The 17,550-nt window shown below is 47.0% G+C and carries 19 protein-coding genes; 15 read left to right on the top strand and 4 right to left on the bottom strand.

All coding sequences use genetic code 11. The features are described from left to right. Positions 1-253: 253 nt before the first annotated feature. Positions 254-2,086 carry a glutamine--fructose-6-phosphate transaminase (isomerizing) gene (gene glmS / locus NST69_RS27120; protein ID WP_036724505.1) on the top strand — a complete coding sequence of 611 codons (1,833 nt, stop codon included), beginning with the start codon at positions 254-256 and terminating at the stop codon, positions 2,084-2,086. A 124-nt stretch (positions 2,087-2,210) separates the two neighbouring features. On the opposite strand, the gene NST69_RS27115 is transcribed toward glmS, so the two are convergent. After that, complete coding sequence (locus NST69_RS27115; protein WP_342547610.1) at positions 2,211-3,089, bottom strand: LysR family transcriptional regulator; 879 nt, start codon at positions 3,087-3,089, stop codon at positions 2,211-2,213. 111 nt (positions 3,090-3,200) lie between these two features. Here NST69_RS27115 and NST69_RS27110 point away from each other — a divergent pair, with 111 nt between their 5' ends. Further along, on the top strand, positions 3,201-4,487 hold the full coding sequence (locus tag NST69_RS27110) for an adenylosuccinate synthase (protein ID WP_342547609.1): 1,287 nt from the start codon (positions 3,201-3,203) through the stop codon (positions 4,485-4,487). A 55-nt stretch (positions 4,488-4,542) separates the two neighbouring features. On the opposite strand, the gene NST69_RS27105 is transcribed toward NST69_RS27110, so the two are convergent. Next, complete coding sequence (locus NST69_RS27105; protein WP_342547608.1) at positions 4,543-4,986, bottom strand: GNAT family N-acetyltransferase; 444 nt, start codon at positions 4,984-4,986, stop codon at positions 4,543-4,545. 453 nt (positions 4,987-5,439) lie between these two features. Here NST69_RS27105 and NST69_RS27100 point away from each other — a divergent pair, with 453 nt between their 5' ends. Genes NST69_RS27100 through NST69_RS27090 form a run of 3 tightly spaced genes read left to right on the top strand, consistent with a single transcriptional unit; the run spans position 5,440 to position 6,316 of the window. Next, positions 5,440-5,745, top strand: a complete 306-nt coding sequence (locus tag NST69_RS27100; RefSeq protein ID WP_342547607.1) for a hypothetical protein — start codon at positions 5,440-5,442, stop codon at positions 5,743-5,745. 34 nt (positions 5,746-5,779) lie between these two features. Then, positions 5,780-5,923: a hypothetical protein gene (locus NST69_RS27095; protein WP_342547606.1), complete on the top strand. Its 144-nt coding sequence runs from the start codon at positions 5,780-5,782 to the stop codon at positions 5,921-5,923. 12 nt (positions 5,924-5,935) lie between these two features. Further along, on the top strand, positions 5,936-6,316 hold the full coding sequence (locus NST69_RS27090; protein WP_342547605.1) for a type II toxin-antitoxin system HicA family toxin: 381 nt from the start codon (positions 5,936-5,938) through the stop codon (positions 6,314-6,316). Between the two features lie 55 nt (positions 6,317-6,371). Here the strand turns inward: NST69_RS27090 and NST69_RS27085 are convergent, their stop codons facing one another. Then, on the bottom strand, positions 6,372-6,911 hold the full coding sequence (locus NST69_RS27085) for a DUF4303 domain-containing protein (protein ID WP_342547604.1): 540 nt from the start codon (positions 6,909-6,911) through the stop codon (positions 6,372-6,374). 62 nt (positions 6,912-6,973) lie between these two features. Further along, positions 6,974-7,882 carry an AraC family transcriptional regulator gene (locus NST69_RS27080; protein ID WP_036730523.1) on the bottom strand — a complete coding sequence of 303 codons (909 nt, stop codon included), beginning with the start codon at positions 7,880-7,882 and terminating at the stop codon, positions 6,974-6,976. A 180-nt stretch (positions 7,883-8,062) separates the two neighbouring features. Here NST69_RS27080 and NST69_RS27075 point away from each other — a divergent pair, with 180 nt between their 5' ends. From NST69_RS27075 to NST69_RS27030, 10 genes are all read left to right on the top strand, one after another. Continuing rightward, a complete protein-coding gene (locus NST69_RS27075) occupies positions 8,063-8,800 on the top strand; it encodes an SDR family oxidoreductase (RefSeq protein WP_036730521.1) in 738 nt (245 codons plus the stop codon). A gap of 64 nt (positions 8,801-8,864) precedes the next feature. Next, positions 8,865-9,446, top strand: coding sequence for an AAA family ATPase (locus NST69_RS27070; protein WP_036730519.1), 582 nt, complete (start codon positions 8,865-8,867; stop codon positions 9,444-9,446). 166 nt (positions 9,447-9,612) lie between these two features. Beyond that, positions 9,613-10,539: a DUF2268 domain-containing protein gene (locus NST69_RS27065; RefSeq protein WP_342547603.1), complete on the top strand. Its 927-nt coding sequence runs from the start codon at positions 9,613-9,615 to the stop codon at positions 10,537-10,539. After that, on the top strand, positions 10,514-11,257 hold the full coding sequence (locus NST69_RS27060; RefSeq protein WP_342547602.1) for a MerR family transcriptional regulator: 744 nt from the start codon (positions 10,514-10,516) through the stop codon (positions 11,255-11,257). The genes NST69_RS27065 and NST69_RS27060 overlap by 26 nt, the downstream gene beginning before the upstream one ends. A gap of 75 nt (positions 11,258-11,332) precedes the next feature. Further along, a complete protein-coding gene (locus NST69_RS27055; RefSeq protein WP_342547601.1) occupies positions 11,333-11,701 on the top strand; it encodes a VOC family protein in 369 nt (122 codons plus the stop codon). Positions 11,702-11,873: 172 nt separating this feature from the next. Continuing rightward, complete coding sequence (locus NST69_RS27050; RefSeq protein ID WP_342547600.1) at positions 11,874-12,749, top strand: copper amine oxidase N-terminal domain-containing protein; 876 nt, start codon at positions 11,874-11,876, stop codon at positions 12,747-12,749. 16 nt (positions 12,750-12,765) lie between these two features. Further along, complete coding sequence (locus NST69_RS27045; protein WP_342547599.1) at positions 12,766-13,098, top strand: hypothetical protein; 333 nt, start codon at positions 12,766-12,768, stop codon at positions 13,096-13,098. 90 nt (positions 13,099-13,188) lie between these two features. Beyond that, positions 13,189-14,046 carry a PRD domain-containing protein gene (locus NST69_RS27040; RefSeq protein ID WP_342547598.1) on the top strand — a complete coding sequence of 286 codons (858 nt, stop codon included), beginning with the start codon at positions 13,189-13,191 and terminating at the stop codon, positions 14,044-14,046. A gap of 192 nt (positions 14,047-14,238) precedes the next feature. Continuing rightward, the gene (locus NST69_RS27035; RefSeq protein WP_342547597.1) at positions 14,239-16,113 is read left to right on the top strand and encodes a beta-glucoside-specific PTS transporter subunit IIABC; all 1,875 of its coding nucleotides are present in this window, start codon (positions 14,239-14,241) and stop codon (positions 16,111-16,113) included. Positions 16,114-16,137: 24 nt separating this feature from the next. Then, complete coding sequence (locus tag NST69_RS27030; protein WP_342547596.1) at positions 16,138-17,547, top strand: glycoside hydrolase family 1 protein; 1,410 nt, start codon at positions 16,138-16,140, stop codon at positions 17,545-17,547. The last annotated feature ends 3 nt before the right edge of the window (positions 17,548-17,550 follow it).

The raw sequence follows: 17,550 nt of genomic DNA, 5'->3' as shown, positions 1-17,550 counted from the left end.
TGCACACAACGCTTTTGTGGGTGCTAACTTAAAGATGTACAAATCATGGGTATGCGCATTTGCAGGAACGCAGACGGTTCTGCCACGGCAGAGGAGAAGACTGTGCATAATCGTGACTAACGATGGATTTGACAGGTTATCATGTTGGTTGTAATGGACAACATCATATTTGCTTTTCTTCAAAACATGCCGCACGGCACGTTTCTTTCCTCATGCGCGCCTAATTACGATAAATTGGACGGAGGAAATTATAATGTGTGGTATTGTAGGATATATTGGTAATCAGAATTCGCAGGGGATCTTGGTAGAGGGTCTGAAGAAGCTGGAGTATCGCGGGTACGATTCCGCAGGGATTGCCGTATTCACGAAGGATGGTCTGCAGGTGGTAAAAGCACAGGGACGTATGGCGAACCTGGAATCCCGTCTGGATGCGACTCCGCTGACAGGAAGTGCCGGCATCGGCCACACCCGCTGGGCAACACACGGCAAGCCGTCCGATGAGAACTCTCATCCTCACACTGACAACAGCCACAAATTCTCGGTAGTACACAACGGGATTGTCGAGAATTACCTGGATCTCAAGGAAGAACTGATTGCCGGAGGATGCCACTTCACCTCGGAAACAGATACAGAAGTCATCTCCCACCTGATTGCCCGTGAATACAAGGGAGATATCGTTAAGGCTGTACAGCAGGCGATTTCTTACATGCGCGGAGCGTTTGCCCTGGGTGTACTGACTGAATATGAACCGGATAAGCTGGTAGCTGTGCGTCAAGCCAGCCCGCTGATCATCGGTCTTGGAGAAGGCGAGAACTTTATCGGGTCCGATATTCCTGCATTGCTGGAATACACCCGGAACGTATATATCCTGAACGACGGCGAAATGGCTGTATTGACACGGGATGCTGTCGAACTGATGACAATTGAAGGCAACTTTATTTCTCGGGAAATGATTACTGTCGATTGGGATGCCGTTACCGCAGAAAAGGGCGGTTATGAGCATTTCATGCTGAAAGAAATCCACGAGCAGCCTAAGGCATACCGTGATACCATGCGCGGACGGATGAATGCGGAAGGCAACAAAGTCATTCTGCCTGAGCTTAACCTGACAGAAGAACAAATCAAGAACATCCGCAATATCCAAGTGGTAGCTTGCGGTACTGCATATAATGCCGGTCTGGTTGGACGTAACCTGATTGAGTCCCTGGTACGCATTCCTGTAGAGAATGATATTGCTTCTGAATACCGTTACCGTTCGCCAATCGTAACTCCGGAGACACTGGTTATTGTAGTCAGCCAATCGGGTGAAACTGCTGATACACTGGCTGCTCTTCGTGAAGGTCAAGCGAACGGAGCCCATGTGCTGGCGATCACCAACGTAGTAGGCAGCTCTATCGCCCGGGAAGCAGACAGTGTACTGGTTACGCTGGCTGGTCCAGAGATCGCTGTAGCCTCGACCAAAGCGTATACTTCCCAGCTGATCGCATTCACTTTGCTGGGTCTGTATCTGGCTGAAGTACGCGGCACACAGTCTGAGTCTGAGGTTACCAAGATTCTGGCCGCTATGCAGTCTCTGCCGGAGCAAGTAGAAGTCATTCTGAGTCAAAAAGACGCGATCAAAGCCTACGCTGAGCAAATCGCTGAGCACAAGCACCTGTTCTTCATCGGCCGCGGCGTAGATTACGCTGTAGCTCAGGAAGGCTCGCTGAAGCTCAAGGAAATCTCCTACATTCACTCCGAAGCCTATGCTGCGGGTGAACTGAAGCATGGTACCTTGGCACTGATCGAAGAAGGCGTTCCTGTCATCGCTCTGGCTACCCTGGAATCCGTGTTGGAGAAGACCGTCAGCAACATCAAAGAAGTTAAGGCCCGTGGCGCCCATGTCATGGCCATCACCCACGAAGAGCACAAAGACGACCTGCTCCGCTCCGTTGACCAGGTATTCGTGATCCCTCAGACCCTGCCGCTGCTGACTGCTGCACTGTCTGTAGTTACCCTGCAGCTGCTGGCTTACTATGCGTCTCTGGCCCTGGGTCATGATGTCGATAAGCCAAGAAACCTGGCTAAGAGTGTTACTGTGGAGTAAGGGATAGGGGAAACTAAAGCTGTATAAATTAATATCCAAGAAAACTCAATTAAGAGCAGCCTGAATATTCTTTCAGGCTGCTCTCTTTTTAAACCTTGTGATATAAATAGCCCAGTTTAAAATTTCATGGCAAAAATTCAAGGAATCGTCTCGAAGCAGCAGAAAGTGGAACACTTCTGAGTGTCGCAATCCCGACATGGCGTTTTGGAACTGGAGGCGTTAGGGGAATTTCAATTAGCTTACCGGTATTTAATTCAGTGGTAACGTATTCCCGCACGATAAATGTAAGGCCAAACCCACTTTGTGCAAATTGTATAAGGAGATCAAGGCTTCCCAATTCAAACTCAGGACGTAACGTAATCCCGTTAGATGCAGCATACTCATCGAGGAAATTTCTCGTGCTTCCTCCTGGTTCAAGCAGCAACAAAGGGTAACGATGAAGTTCCTCCAGAGGTAATGGGATTTCTGCTAAAGCTGCATACTCTTGATTACCAACAAGGCAATCCTGCTGCGTTGAACTGGTGCGGAAATCGATCTTAGAATCAAACACAGGCAAGTTCACAACTCCGAAGTCAATTTTACCTTCCTTCAAAAGTGTGATGGTCTCCGGTGTTGTTCGATTAGTGACGCGGATTCTGACTTCTGGATATAGTTTGTGGAATTGTTCAAGGTGCGGTAACAGAAAATGCTTGCATAGTGTATCGCTTGCTCCGATGTTGATTTCCCCATAAGACAACTCTTGCATCTCAGCAATTTTCTTCTCGCCACTTTCGATAAAATGCATGGCTTGCTCCACAAAATTAAACAGCACTTCACCTTCAGCGGTTAGCGTAACCCCTTTTGTCGTACGGAAAAATAGTTGCCCGCCGAGGCCCCCTTCTAGTTGTTTAAGTGTATGGCTGACCGCAGGCTGGGTGATATGGAGTTTCTCTGCAGCCTTGGTCAAACTCCCAAGCTTTGCCGTCCAATAAAAAACGCGATACCATTCCATATTGAATTCCATAGTCATTACCTCAATTTATGTCAGTCATTATCAAAATCAATTTTACTAATGCCTGTCCTTCAAATTATAATAATCGCTGTAAAGGATTACAAGCGGTGGAGGCGAGTGGATTTGACGGTTACAGCGATTGTAGGAGCGAATTGGGGAGATGAAGGAAAGGGAAAAATGACGGATGTGCTTTCCGCAAAATCATCTTATGTGGTCCGTTATCAAGGCGGAAGCAATGCGGGGCATACGATTATCAACGATTACGGAAAATTTGCGCTACACATGCTGCCTTCGGGGGTTTTCTATCCAAACGTTACGAATGTAATTGGCCCTGGAGTAGCGCTTGATGTAGAGTCTCTTATGAGAGAAAAGGAAGAACTGCTTGCCCGAGGTGTCCCAGAACCTTGTTTACGTGTATCAGATCGTGCACAAATCGTTCTTCCAATCCACCGTTTATTTGATGAACTGGAAGAAGAGCGGCTAGGTTCACGCAGTTTTGGATCGACAAAACGCGGAATCGCGCCCTTTTACGCTGATAAATACGCAAAGCTTGGAATTCAAGTGTCGGACTTGTACAATGAGGAGCGGCTCTATTCACGCTTACAACAATCGCTGGAGATTAAAAATGTGCTGCTTGTGCATATGTACGGGCGGCAACCAGTTCAACCCGAAGAGTTGATGCCGGAATTAGTAAGCCAGGGAGAGCAGCTTCGTCCATTTGTTTGCAATACCACTTCAATGCTTCACGAAGCATACGAAAACGGTGATTCAATACTGTTAGAAGGCCAACTTGGCGCACTTCGGGATCCTGACCACGGCATTTATCCTTTTTCTACCTCTTCTTCAACACTCGCAGGTTTTGCTCCAGTAGGTGCTGGTTTGCCTACATTTGCGATTAAGAGGGTACTGGCAGTAGTGAAATCGTATTCAAGCTGCGTTGGCACGGGGCCCTTTGTATCTGAATTAGATGGAGTGGCGGCAGATGAATTAAGACAGCTCGGGGGGAATGCGGGGGAGTATGGCGCAACCACTGGCCGCCCTCGCCGTGTTGGCTGGTTTGACGTTGTCGCAACTCGTTACGGCTGTATGGTTCAAGGTGCAACGGAAGTCGCATTAACGAATCTTGACGTACTTGGATATTTGGGAACCATTCCAGTCTGCACGGGTTATGAATTAGAAGATGGAACCATAACTGACCAATTTCCAGTGAGTGCTAAGTTAGATAAAGTAAAGCCGATTCTGCAGCACTTTCAAGGTTGGAAATGTGATACATCTAATGCGAGATCTTATGATGAACTGCCAGATGCCGCAAAGCATTACGTTGAGTTTATTGAATCAGCAATTAATGTAAAAATCACATACGTTTCAGTAGGGCCAAGACGTGAACAGTTAATAGTGAAGAGCACATAAAACAATCTAATTAGCAAATGGCTGCCGATTTAATTAAACGCAAAATAGTTATTCATTAGTCAAGTTTAATAAACTTATCAAAGCAGTATGAATCTTTGTCATAGCCATTTTGTTCATAGAAAGCATGAGCCTCGGTTCGCTTCATCCCTGTGCATAGAATTATACTGGATATTCCGCAATCTTTCGCATAATTTTCAGTGTATCTTAACAGTTTAGTGCCTACCTTATGTCGCTGAAAATCATTATGTACAGCAAGTCCGGTTATATGCAGATAATCATTCGCAGACCCTACAGCTAATGCATGAACGCTAGATATAAAACCAACAACATGGTTCTCAAGTAACGCTACAAACGTTTTGTAATTGCCTGCCATTCTCATCTGTTCCATCTTAACGCGAAAGTTCTCATCCGTAACAGTATGAACGCCAAGTACATTGTTCCATAAGAAAACAACTTCAGTATAATCGTTTGCTATAATTTCTCGTATCTTAATTTCCATACCCTGCCTCCGTTATTAAAATATTCACAATAAAGTATTCGTCAATTAAATGAAGCAATCCTGCCCGTCAGCTTAATGAAGCATTTTCATCGAGCGTCATAGTGATTGTTGAACAGTACGAAGATATTGTGTAATAAAAGAAAGCGTGCTTATTCAACTAACAGGAAAAGTTAGCACCACGACATGACAGCAGCCGACCAAACGACCGGTTGCTGTTGCTCGTTGAAGTATCGGGAAGGGTTGCGTGTTGCTTGCTCCGAATTATTGATAAGAAAATTTCATACTTAAGCGGAGGCGTTATGAAGTTTAAATATGAACTAACAGGAGTTGGTTGGGCAGAAGGTTGCATTGAAATCAACTCACCTATCGCTCACTTCACAGCAAGCTATATAACGGATGCTCTGTACAGCGAAAAATGATTAAGCTATCGGGAAACGCTATGGAGGTCTAAATATGTTTGAAGGCTTTGATTTCAGACCAGGCATTGTTAAATGGAACTCTTATAGATTAAGTCCTGATGACATGACTGATATTAGATGGTTAAGTGAAGATATGTTTATGGTCGAATATCCAAAGGGATATTTAATTGATGTCGGATGGTATGGCAGATGTTTTACTCTTAACGGTGTTTTTATTATATACATTATCAAGGACACAGAATGGGACAACCCGGTATTAAAAGAAGAATACCGGTCAGTAACAGAATTGTATGAGGGCATGAAAATAGCAATTCATAAGATTAACCAATTAATAAAGTAATATTTGACTTAAACTTAAGAGGGGCGTAATTCAAATGAATCGAAGACAACGGGAAAAGTTTATTCCTTCCACCAGGATTATTGCTGCCAAACAATCAGAACAACATGCCTATTATGTCCTCTATGCCATCGACTGGAAACGCAGAGGCCGGCTGAGTTGGGAAGGCTGTATTATTTAAGGGAGGGAACGGATGAAGAAGAAATGGAAGATCATTTTATTTAGCTTTATTGGGGCCAGTGTGCTTTTAGGCGTGTTAGGAGCATTATACGTCAATAGCATTGGATATAATAATGTGAAACACATGTATCGTTTAGAATCAGCCGGTAAATCTGTTATTCGGATAGATAGCGAGATGCCTAGCCGAGAGCGCTATCTCACGAAAGAAAAGGGTAATCCAAAGGAATTGTTAAAGTCACGCATGGAACGAGAAGGCTGGGTATATAGTCAGCAGGAGGGATCAGGTTATTTTTTTAAGAAAGACGGTAGGGAAGAAATCGTCACTACACAGCAATGGAATCATTTTTATATCATATACAGTTTGAACGCAGAAGTAGCGAACCTTGAGGATTAGATAAGAAAACAACGCCCCTATTTTGTAAAGGAGCGTTGTTTTACGTTTCCACGCGCTAGATCATACCATCGTATCGTTTTAAGAATTCATTGGCCAAGCCGGGTTGAGTCATTAGACGGACCGATTGATTCTCGGTGTCCTCTGCCAGTTCGTCATCGGTTAACGACACGAAGAACGTAATGTCTGCTTTGGTTTGTCCATAGCGGGCAAAAACATCGTCGGCAGTCTCATTCACCACTTTGGCGATGATTCGAATGATATCATCCTTATACTTATAAACATCTTCTGTAACATATAATAGCCGGCTGATGTGGTTAAAGTGCGAGTCATCGCCATACTGGTATTCGGAACAGCCCCATCTGTAATAGATCATATCTTCCTCACTGTCATACAATCCTTGCTCTTTCATATCCGAGATATGCCTGGCCAGGGATTCCTCTGTATTTACCGCCAGAAATAGAGTAACCCAATCACTGTCTGTCCCAAAAGCACAAGCATACACTTTTTCATGCTGCACCTTAGCCAACGTTTGTTCCAAATCGGATAGAAAACCTGTTCTAAAATGGTCCTCGAATTCTTTTAAAAAGGGGTTCATTTAGCTCATCCTTCCATTATTATGATAAGTTGAGATACCGGATAATTTCACTTGCCACTTCGCTATTTCGCTGAGCCCAGCAGGCCCTGGACATCGGTCACCGGAGGTCTCCCGTACTGGCGTGCATATTCGCGGCTGAATTGGGAGGGGCTCTCATAGCCTACGCGGAAGGCGGCATCGGAGGCTTGGAGGGATTCGGTTAGCATGAGGCGGCGGGCTTCCTGCAAGCGGATGACCTTCTGGTATTGCAGCGGACTCATGGCAGTGACGCGCTTGAAGTGCTTGTGGAAGGCGGAGGTGCTCATATTTACGGACTCTGCAAGCTGTTCAACGACAAGGGATTGATCGTACTGCTTAGTGATCACTTGGATAGCTTGAGCAATCCGGTGCGCATGGCTGCCGATGATGGCGAATTGATGCAGGTGTGCGCCTTGGTCGCTCTGAAGAACGCGATAGAGAATTTCCCGGATAATGAGTGGTGCCAGAACAGGGATATCCTGTGGCGCATCGAGTAACTGGATAAGCCTTACAATGGCTTCGAGTAAGTGCTCAGAGGTTCGGGCCACGGTGATGCCAAGAGATGTTTCACCCGCAACAAGGGTGGAGTCCGCCATTTCTTTTACAATGTCCAGGATGGTGCCAGGATCGAAGCTTAGCTTGATGCCCAGAAACGGATGATCAGGCGAAGCTCCGGTTATTCTCCCGTTGATCGGCAGCTCAACCGAAGTGACCAGGTAAGTGGAAGGATCGTAATGATAAGTTTCGCTGGACAGGGTGGCTGCTTTGGCTCCTTGGGCAACGACACAGATCGACGGCTTATAGACAGACTCCAGCGGTTCCGCTGCATCCGTGGCGTGCATCAACTGCAAGGAAGGGATATGCGTCTGGTGGGTGCCTGCCGATGGAGCATGGCGAAGGATCAGCGCAGCCAATTGCTGTAAAAGCGGGCCGGTCCGCAATGTATCGTTCAAGTTAGTATCCTCCTTTTTACATATACGTAGGGTTTGCTGTTAATCATAGCGAGTAGAAGAGAAATAGGCAAGAAGTGAACAGGTCTGTTATAACGAAATACTCTTCGATTGCTTTACAATATATCCATAAGGCCAACAGATCATCATCCGGCCTAAGCAAACTTAAGGAGAGTGGTCTAAGTGAGTCAGAACGGAAAAGTAGCCATCGTTACAGGTGCGTCACGGGGTATTGGAAGACAAATCGCCATTCAACTGGCCGGGTTAGGAAAAAAAGTGGCTGTCAATTATTCATCTAACCGGGGAAAAGCGGACGAGGTCGTGCAAACTATTAAGGAATCTGGCGGGGAAGCGATAGCCATTCAAGGTGACGTAAGCAAGGTGAGTGAGGTCGAAGCACTGTTCTCGGAGACAATCGGGCAATTCGGGCGCATTGATATTTTGGTGAATAATGCCGGAGTTATGGAATGTGTGCCTATCACAGACGTAACGGAGGAGATGTTCGACCGGCAATTTGCTGTCAATGTCAAAGGCACTTATTTCGCCTGCCAGCAAGCGATGAAGCATATGGAGCGGGGCGGAACAATTATCAACTTCTCGACCTCTGTATCGGGTGCAATGCTGCCAACCTATAGTGTCTATGCTGCAACCAAAGGGGCAGTCGAGCAGTTAACCCGCCAGTTAGCGAAGGAATTCGGAGCGAAGGATATCGTTGTGAATTGCGTTGCACCCGGGCAAGTATCGACGGAGTTATTCCTGAACGGGAAATCTGAGGAACTGGTGGATTCCTTCCGTCGGATGAATGCTTTTGGACGGCTTGGCGAGCCTGAGGATATTGCGAATGTGATCGACTTGCTTGTCAGTGACAAGGCCCGCTGGATTACCGGACAGACGATTCGCGTCAACGGCGGATTCAACTGATCCAGATGATGAGTTCCTGCCTCTATCGTCTATGGTTTATAATGGATGAAAAGGAGGGGACAAATTGAATAAAGGCATGTTGCTTGTTCTAAATGGAACTTCAAGCTCCGGGAAGAGCTCCATCTCGGCTGAACTTACGAAACAGAAAGAGATTCCGTTTTATCATGTGTCGATTGATGATTTTTTCATGAATTACAATGATTTCATTAATCATAAATATCCGGATGAGCCTGTACGCGAAATCGACCATCAGGTGGTCTCGCAAATACTGGATGACTCCATAATCTCCGTGTACTATTCGACGATTAAGCTGTTATCGGAAATGGGCTTCAATGTCATCGTGGATACCGTATTCGACAACGATAAGAGATTTAATGAGTTTTGGGATCATTTTGCCGACCGGACTACGTTATTTGTTGGTGTCCTATGCTCCCGGGAAGAGCTTATCCGAAGAGAGCAGGCCAGAGGCGACCGGCAGATTGGACTAGCGGATGCGCAGTTCGACAGCGTCTATAGCTTTGATGAATATGACCTCGAAGTGAACACGGAAGAGCTGACTCCGGCAGAATGTGCTGAACAGATCCTTAACTATATTAAGTCCAATCAGGAATTCTCGGCATTTCAGAAATTGCGCAAAAGAGTCTAATTAACGGCATGAACAACAGGCTTCTATAAGTGAATGCTCCCCACATGGCAGGCAGGTGAGAGGTTAACCTGTTCACGGTATGGGGAGTTTTTGCTATGTGCTTGACTATGACGTTGCGTCATAGTGCATAATTCACTGTAAGAATAGATGACTGGAAGTGACTAAGATGAATATAACAGCATTGCGTTCAGACCACATTTATCAAAAGGTGATTCAAGCCTCGCCGGAAGACAAGCTGGAGTTATTCCGACACGAAATGTTGGCTCCCTTTATGAAACAATGGCAAATCCAACAGATTCCTTTTAGAGCTGAAGAAGCAAAAGGTTTCGACGTGATTTCGTTTAATAGTATGATGAACCGGGCACCTGATCAGATGACCCGGATTATTTTACCTGAGGTAGAATGGATCTCTTCGGATTCGTTCTGGTCCGAGTGTGAGCAAGCCGTAACCACAAGCCTCCGTCTATTTATCGAACATGGAATAAGTCTTCCTGTATCTGACTATTTATTCACTGTTCAACTGGGAGATCCAGAGAATCGTGCCTTGACTATAAACGAAGGGTATAGCGGCTTTGGGGGGATTCCCGGGTTTATCTGGATTACGCTCTTGCCCAATCAGCATACCATTGCCCGGATGAAGACAGCGCTGGCGCATGAATGCAACCATAATGTCCGCTATCAATACATTCAGTGGGACCATACTGTTGATCTGGGCGAGCTTATTGTAAGTGAAGGATTAGCGGAGAATTATGCCACCTTCCTGTTTGGTGAAGAATTGCTGGGGCCTTGGGTAACGAGAACTGATACGGAAACCCTTAACAGGCGTATTAAGCCCGTGCTCCGCGAGCAGCTTCAACTAACCGGATTTCATCATTTTGCCCCGTATCTTTACGGTGACGAGCTTGCGGAGCTTCAGAACTTTAAGCCGGTCAATATGCCTTACAGTGCTGGTTACGCATGCGGGTATCATCTAATCAAGTATTACTTGAGAAAAACAGGCAAGACAATTTGGGAGGCCACCATAATGCCTGCTGCGCAAATACTGGAAGAAGTAAAGGGATATTGGGATGAAGAAACCATTATTAGCGGTTAAAGAGATCGTTCAGATTACAGGCATTACGGCGCGGTCTCTGCATTTCTACGATAAAATCGGTTTATTTAAACCAGCACAGCTAACGGAAAAAGGATATCGCTTATATGACCGCAGCGGTCTGGAGAAACTGCAAACCATCCTGATCTTGAAGGAAATGGATTTTTCCCTGAAAGAAATTGCGGACATTGTAAAGCTGACCCGGGAAGAACAGAAGCAAGTATTGAAGAAGCACAGACAAACGTTATTAGCAAAAAAACAAAGACTGGAAAATATCATGACGGCTCTGGATGAATATGTGTCAGGGAGTGATGTCAGTACTCTGCGTATTTTCGACCATTCTTCGATCCTGCCCTTGAAGGAACAGTATGCGAATGAGGCGGAGATTATTTATGGAGAAACAGAGGCGTACCAAGCCTATGATGAAGTGATAGCCAAGATGTCGGCAGAGGATCAAGAGAGATACTTCTCCAGTTTTGAGGAAATATTCAAGCGAATTGTGGCTTGTTCCGGTCAGGAACCTTCCTCTGATGAAGTCCAGCAATTGATTGAAGAGTGGAAAATAATTCTAATGCAATTCATGCCGTGTGATGCGGAGTTGCTAGCTTGTATTGCCCATAATTACAAATACGATGCCCGGTTCAACAACTATTTCAATCAATTCAAAGAGGGGGCAGCAGATTTTCTGTATAGTGCAATAATGTATAACATCAGCTACTGACATAACGTTGTCAGGAAGGGGAAGTATAATGAAGACAACGTTAACCTACAAACGCGAATATTAGGAGGCTATATTATGTCAGCTATTGGACCCGATTTCATCTCACTTCAGGTAAGCGATCTTGAAGGCTCTGCTGAATTTTATCAACACTATCTTGGACTCGTCCGTTCACAGGCGGGCCCGCCTCATGCGGTGGTTTTTGACACCAAGCCCATTGCATTTGCACTTCGTGACCTCATGCCGGGAGTCGAACTCAGTACGGGGACTCAGCCTGGACTTGGTGTTGCGCTATGGCTCTATGCCCCGGATACGCAATCCATTCACGATAAACTCGCAGCAGCAGGCGTGAAAATCACATCCGCTCCCATCGACGGCCCCTTCGGACGTACCTTTACCTTCGCCGATCCGGACGGTTACCTGATAACTCTTCATAGTAAAGGCTGATTCGCACCACAAGAAGACAGTGTTTCTGTACTGATTAGCTCCCCATATGGTAGACAGGCGAGATAAGGCCTGATACTTTGTGGGGAGTTTCTGTTTGACCGAATTGTATTTTATAGAGAAATCAGATGCGTGAGAGTAATTTGTGGTGAATTATTTAAGAGGAGGAAATATTATGATAAAAAAATGGACAATTGCATTGCTTTCATCAGCATTTCTTATGCTATCTTTAACAACTGGGTCTAGTTATGCGGCTGAGATACAAACATCTACAACGATTAACAATGGTCAAATAAACAATGGTCGAGTATTAATCCCCCTACGTGCTGTCTCCGAAAATCTTGGCGCAAGTTTGGAATGGTTTCAAACAGATAAAGTTGTTAAAATCAAAAACGGGAATTCGACGATTTGGCTTGCAGCAAATTTCAAACGTGTGATTATTGAATCTGCTCCATCGAGTGAAGCTCCAGATACACCATCGCGGAAATACGTTGATTTGGATACTGCTACACAAGTCATCAATGGAACAACTTATGTTCCTCTTCGTTTTGTTAGTCAGTCGTTAGGAGCAACGGTAGTGTGGAACCAACTCTCTAAACAAGCGACAGTAACAATGGGCAATAAAGGATTGGTTGTTAATATGGAGACCCCATCTATTCAAATTCCGGAAAAGAATAAAATTTCTGAAGCGCGCTTGAAACTATTATCTGATAAATTAAATCAAGCCTCAAATGTATCTTCAATTAAGAATGTAAATTCAACCTTTAAACCGTACTTCACGGATAAATTAATTAAGTCTATTACTCAGAACAAAGGATTGAAAACAGCGGGTACTTATGAAACGCCTGTCACTTCACCTATTTATACTAGTAAGAATTCTGCCACACTTTCACAATCTGTAATAATAGCAAATGGTCTTACAGGTGAAGATCAATATGCAGAAGATCGGACAGTCTCGCTAATATTCGCGAACGGAACTTGGAAGGTGGATAGCGTCACCAAGGGGTCTAGAGTTCTGATTTCGGGATTCTCTGATTATTATCCACATTGAACAGGAGGTGAGGCATTTGAGTCCAGGGGTGAAGTGGTTGGCCTTTTTCTTATCCCTACTGGGTATTGGACTAAGTTTTCTGTTTCTGTTTGATAACCCATACAGTGATCAGGCGGTATCCAGCAGCACCCAAGTGATTGTGGTCCTCATGCTCATTGTACCTTCAGCCGTCATGGCCATTTCAATCTGGCGTGGTCTTCGCGTGTTCATGGCCATTTCTTTGATCTGGCTGGCACCCTATTCATTCTACTTGGCTATGGCATCCATTCCGAGCATTTGGAACGTATTTTTCCTGATTCTATTGGTTCAATTCGTAGCTACCATTGTAGTACCAATACGTTCCAAATGAACAGAAGCCCCCACCCCTTGTCTTTTCTAACACCACTGTGTTATCTTAGGATATATTTTCAGGGAGTCATACAGAAGAGGTGAAGCACCAATGATCATCCGGCAGATTTTCAATAACAATGTGATTCGGGCTGAGGATCAGGTCGGACATGAATACGTTGTCATTGGGAACGGATTAGGCTTTAAGAAGAAGGCGGGGCAGCGGGTCGAAGAGGAACGGATCGAGAAGACCTTCATGCTCAAACCTGAGAAGGTTCCGCGCAAATTGATTGATCTGATCGGGGAGACGTCTGCTGAATATTTCTCGCTGGCCGATGAGATTATAGCTCACGCTAAGGCGGAGATGGGCGACATTTTCAACGACAATATCTATATCACGTTAATTGACCATATTCATTTTGCGATTGCCCGCTACCGCAAGTCGATGAATCTGAAGAACGCGCTGTTCTGGCAGATCAAGAAGTTCTATCCCAAGGAGTTCGCTATCGGAGTGCAGGCGCTAAGCCTGATCCGCAAGCATTTTGACATTGAGATGGATCAGGATGAGGCGAGCTTTATTGCGATGCACTTCGTGAATGCCCGTCAGGATGGACAGGAGATGCAGCGGACGGTCGAGGTGACCAAGGCGATGAGCGATATTTTTGGCATTCTGGCGGACGAATATCAGGTCAAGCTGAATGAGAATTCGTTTAATTACTCCAGGTTCTTAACCCATCTCCAATACTTCCTCCAGCGCATGATCAGCGGGGAACAGGAGCGGTCTGCATCGGGCGACAACTTCCTGTATGACCAGATTAAGGTGAAGTTTCCTAAGGCTTTTGCGTGTACGGGCAAGATCAACCGCTACCTGGAGCAGACGTACGGGAATGCCATGTCCATTGACGAGAAGGTCTATCTGACGATTCATATTCAGCGGGTAACCTCAAGAGATATGAACCCGTTGGATTAAAAAGGAAGTCAAAAAGGGCTTGCAAACGATTACTTAATTCGCTATATTGGAGTCACAACTTAAATCTAAGGATTGTTACTGCTACAGCAGGCGATACCTAAACGAGATGTGGATCACACCGGTGTGATCTCACAACTTTCGTTTAGGTTTTTTTTATGCCCATTTTTGGCGGTAAAGCAAAGGAGAATCAGCATGGATAACCGAAAAATGTCGGAAGACATCATCCGTCTAGTAGGCGGAGAGCAGAATATTAACGACCTAGTCCATTGTGCCACCCGGCTGAGATTCAGCCTCAAGGATAACAAGAAGGCCGAGCGGGAGACGCTGGAGAAGCATCCGGGCGTCATTACCGTGGTGGAGAGCGGAGGGCAATTCCAGGTTGTCGTGGGAAGCAACGTAGCGAATGTATATGCCGAAATTGTCAAAAGCACCAGCTTCCTGTCCAGCACCTCCACAGATACGCAGAATTCCGGCCAGAAGACCTCGGCGGTATCGAAGGTGTTCGAGGTTATCTCCGGGAGCTTCTCCCCGCTGATTCCTGTAATGGCCGGATCGGGGATGCTGAAGGCACTGCTGACGGTACTTACGTTGCTGGGCTGGATGTCTGATTCAGGCGATGCCTACAAGATTCTGTCTGCGGCCGGCAATGCCGTCTTCTACTTCCTGCCGATCTTCCTGGGAATTACCCTGGGCATCAAGTTAAAAGCGAACCCGTACGTAGCAGGAGCAATCGGCGCAGCGCTAATGGAACCGAACTTTACGGCGATGCTGGAGGGGGATGGCGGACATTCCTTCCTCGGAATTCCGGTGGTGATGGTCAGTTATGCCTCCAGCGTTTTCCCGATTTTCATTGCGATCAGCATCTATGCCTTACTGGATAAGTTGCTGAAGAAGATCATCCACAAGGATCTGCAAATCTTCATGGTCCCGATGCTCTCCCTGATGATTATGGTACCGCTGTCGGTGATCGCCTTCGGTCCATTCGGTACAAGTGTCGGCGACTGGATTGCTTCCGGTGTGACCTGGCTGATTGGCGTAAGCGGCATCCTGTCGGGCGTTGTACTTGGCGGGGGAATGACCTTCATGGTCGTGTTCGGACTCCACTGGGGCTTCACCCCGATCACGCTGCAAAATATTGCGAACGGCGGTGACCCGATTGAAGCGATGGCTTCAGCGGCGGTATTCGCCCAGATCGGGGTGGCCTTCGGGATCTTCCTGAGAGCCAAGAAAGACCGGAACCTGCGGAGTATCGCCGCCTCTTCCGGGATTACCGGACTGCTGGCCGGTGTCAGCGAGCCGATTGTGTACGGCCTGATTCTCCGCTACAAGCGTGTGATTCCGATCGTCATTATTGCCGGGGCGCTGGGCGGTGCGATTAACGGACACTTCGGTGTGCTGTATACGGCGTATGTGTTCCATAATATTTTCTCGATTCCGGTGGAGCAGCCGATGTCGATCTTTATTGTCTCGATGGTGGTCTCCATGGGGACCGGGCTGCTGCTGACCTGGCTGTTCGGATATGAGAGTAAGAACAAATTGGAGGCTTCCGCTCCAGCAACAGTAACTGAACAGATTCAGCCGGACAAGCCGGCAGCACCAGTGGTGGACTTGAAAAAGGAACTGATCTTCAGCCCGCTGACCGGCGCAGCCTTCCCGCTTAGCACAGTGCCGGATGATGCATTCTCCACCGGGGCCATGGGCAGAGGGCTGGCGATTGATCCTGTAATTGGAGAAGCGGTAGCCCCTGTGGACGGGACGGTGACCTCCATTTTCCCGACAGGTCATGCCATTGGCATCACGTCCGCAGCCGGAACAGAGGTGCTGATTCATATCGGAATTAATACGGTTGGCCTGAAAGGCAAGCACTTCACACCAGTGGTCAAGGAAGGTGACCGGGTGAGCCAAGGTGATCTGCTGATCCGCTTCGATCTGGAGCAGATCCGGGCGGCCGGGTATCAGACGATTACGCCAGTGATCGTAACCTTGACCCCCAAAGAGGTCGAGATTTTCGAAACGAACCAGCAGCAGATTGAGCAGAATGAAGTGCTTTTGACATTGGTGGATTAATACAAGACTGAGGAGGAATAAGGTATGCTGCACAAACAACTTCACGCTTTTCCAGAGAATTTCTTGTGGGGCGGGTCCACTTCGGCTTATCAGCTGGAGGGTGCCTGGGATGAGGACGGCAAAGGGCCTTCGGTGATTGATCTGGCCAACCATGTGGAAGGGGTGACGGACTTCAAGGTAGCCAGTGACCACTACCATATGTACAAAGAGGATGTGGCCCTTATGGCAGAGATGGGCTTCAAAGCCTACCGCTTCTCCATCGCCTGGAGCCGGATCTATCCGCAAGGAGACGGTGCTGTCAATCCGAAGGGGCTTGAATTCTACAGCAATCTAATTGACGAGCTGCTCAAATACGGCATTGAGCCTATCGTCACGATGTACCACTTCGATCTGCCTTACGGGCTTGAAGAGCGTGGAGGGTGGTCCAATCGGGCGACGATCGATGCTTTTGAACAATATGCCAAGACATTGTATGAGAATTACGGGGACCGCGTAAAGTGGTGGCTGACCATTAACGAACAGAATATGCTGATTCTGCATCCGGGATCGATCGGAACCTTGAATGAGAATATGACCGATCCGCAAAAAGAGCTATACCAGCAGAATCACCATATGCTCGTTGCGCAGGCGAAGGCTATGGTGCTATGCCATCAGATGCTGCCTAGCGCAAAGATTGGTCCTGCGCCCAACATCGGAGTGATCTATCCGGCAAGCTCCAAGCCAGAGGATATGCTGGCCGCAGATAACTATGCAGCGATCCGCAATTGGCTCTATCTAGATATGGCGGTCTATGGACGTTATAACCATATTGCCTGGAGTTATCTAGTGGAGAAGGGCTATGAGCCGAAGATTGAGGAAGGGGATATGGATATCCTCCGGCAAGGCCATCCGGACTTCATCGCCTTCAACTATTACACTTCGCAGACCGTTGGGGAGAGTAAAAATGACGGCAACGACTTCTCCCACACAGGCGATCAGCACGAAATCGTTGGCGAGCCAGGAGCATACCGGGGGTCGGTGAACCCTAACCTTCAGACCACAGAATTCGGCTGGGAGATCGATCCGGTGGGCTTCCGGACAACGCTCCGCCAGATCTATTCCCGTTACCACCTGCCGCTTATTGTTACGGAGAACGGGCTGGGAGCATTCGACAAGCTGGAAGAAGACGGAACGGTAAATGATGCGTACCGGATTGACTTCTTCCGCAAGCATATTGAGCAAATTCAGCTCGCGCTTACCGATGGGGTAGAGGTGTTCGGCTTCTGTCCTTGGTCAGCGATCGATCTGGTCAGCACGCATCAGGGCTCCAGTAAACGCTACGGCTTCATCTATGTAGACCGCGAGGAGTTCGACCTGAAGGAGCTGCGCCGCATCCGTAAGATGAGTTTTTACTGGTATCAGAAGCTGATTGCGTCCAGAGGCGAGATTCGCTGATTG

Origin of the sequence: Paenibacillus sp. FSL P2-0089 (genome assembly GCF_038595095.1) — a bacterium.
Taxonomy (GTDB): Bacteria; Bacillota; Bacilli; order Paenibacillales; family Paenibacillaceae; genus Paenibacillus_AQ; species Paenibacillus_AQ silagei.
This window is presented reverse-complemented; position numbering and strand designations above follow the sequence as displayed.

Excerpts from the sequence above, each read along its gene's own strand:
- glmS (WP_036724505.1), top strand. The coding sequence starts at position 254 with ATGTGTGGTATTGTAGGATATATTGGTAATCAGAATTCGCAGGGGATC.
- NST69_RS27115 (WP_342547610.1), bottom strand. The coding sequence starts at position 3,089 with ATGGAATTCAATATGGAATGGTATCGCGTTTTTTATTGGACGGCAAAG.
- NST69_RS27105 (WP_342547608.1), bottom strand. The coding sequence starts at position 4,986 with ATGGAAATTAAGATACGAGAAATTATAGCAAACGATTATACTGAAGTT.
- NST69_RS27100 (WP_342547607.1), top strand. The coding sequence starts at position 5,440 with ATGTTTGAAGGCTTTGATTTCAGACCAGGCATTGTTAAATGGAACTCT.
- NST69_RS27095 (WP_342547606.1), top strand. The coding sequence starts at position 5,780 with ATGAATCGAAGACAACGGGAAAAGTTTATTCCTTCCACCAGGATTATT.
- NST69_RS27090 (WP_342547605.1), top strand. The coding sequence starts at position 5,936 with ATGAAGAAGAAATGGAAGATCATTTTATTTAGCTTTATTGGGGCCAGT.
- NST69_RS27085 (WP_342547604.1), bottom strand. The coding sequence starts at position 6,911 with ATGAACCCCTTTTTAAAAGAATTCGAGGACCATTTTAGAACAGGTTTT.
- NST69_RS27065 (WP_342547603.1), top strand. The coding sequence starts at position 9,613 with ATGAATATAACAGCATTGCGTTCAGACCACATTTATCAAAAGGTGATT.
- NST69_RS27060 (WP_342547602.1), top strand. The coding sequence starts at position 10,514 with ATGAAGAAACCATTATTAGCGGTTAAAGAGATCGTTCAGATTACAGGC.
- NST69_RS27055 (WP_342547601.1), top strand. The coding sequence starts at position 11,333 with ATGTCAGCTATTGGACCCGATTTCATCTCACTTCAGGTAAGCGATCTT.
- NST69_RS27050 (WP_342547600.1), top strand. The coding sequence starts at position 11,874 with ATGATAAAAAAATGGACAATTGCATTGCTTTCATCAGCATTTCTTATG.
- NST69_RS27040 (WP_342547598.1), top strand. The coding sequence starts at position 13,189 with ATGATCATCCGGCAGATTTTCAATAACAATGTGATTCGGGCTGAGGAT.
- NST69_RS27035 (WP_342547597.1), top strand. The coding sequence starts at position 14,239 with ATGGATAACCGAAAAATGTCGGAAGACATCATCCGTCTAGTAGGCGGA.
- NST69_RS27030 (WP_342547596.1), top strand. The coding sequence starts at position 16,138 with ATGCTGCACAAACAACTTCACGCTTTTCCAGAGAATTTCTTGTGGGGC.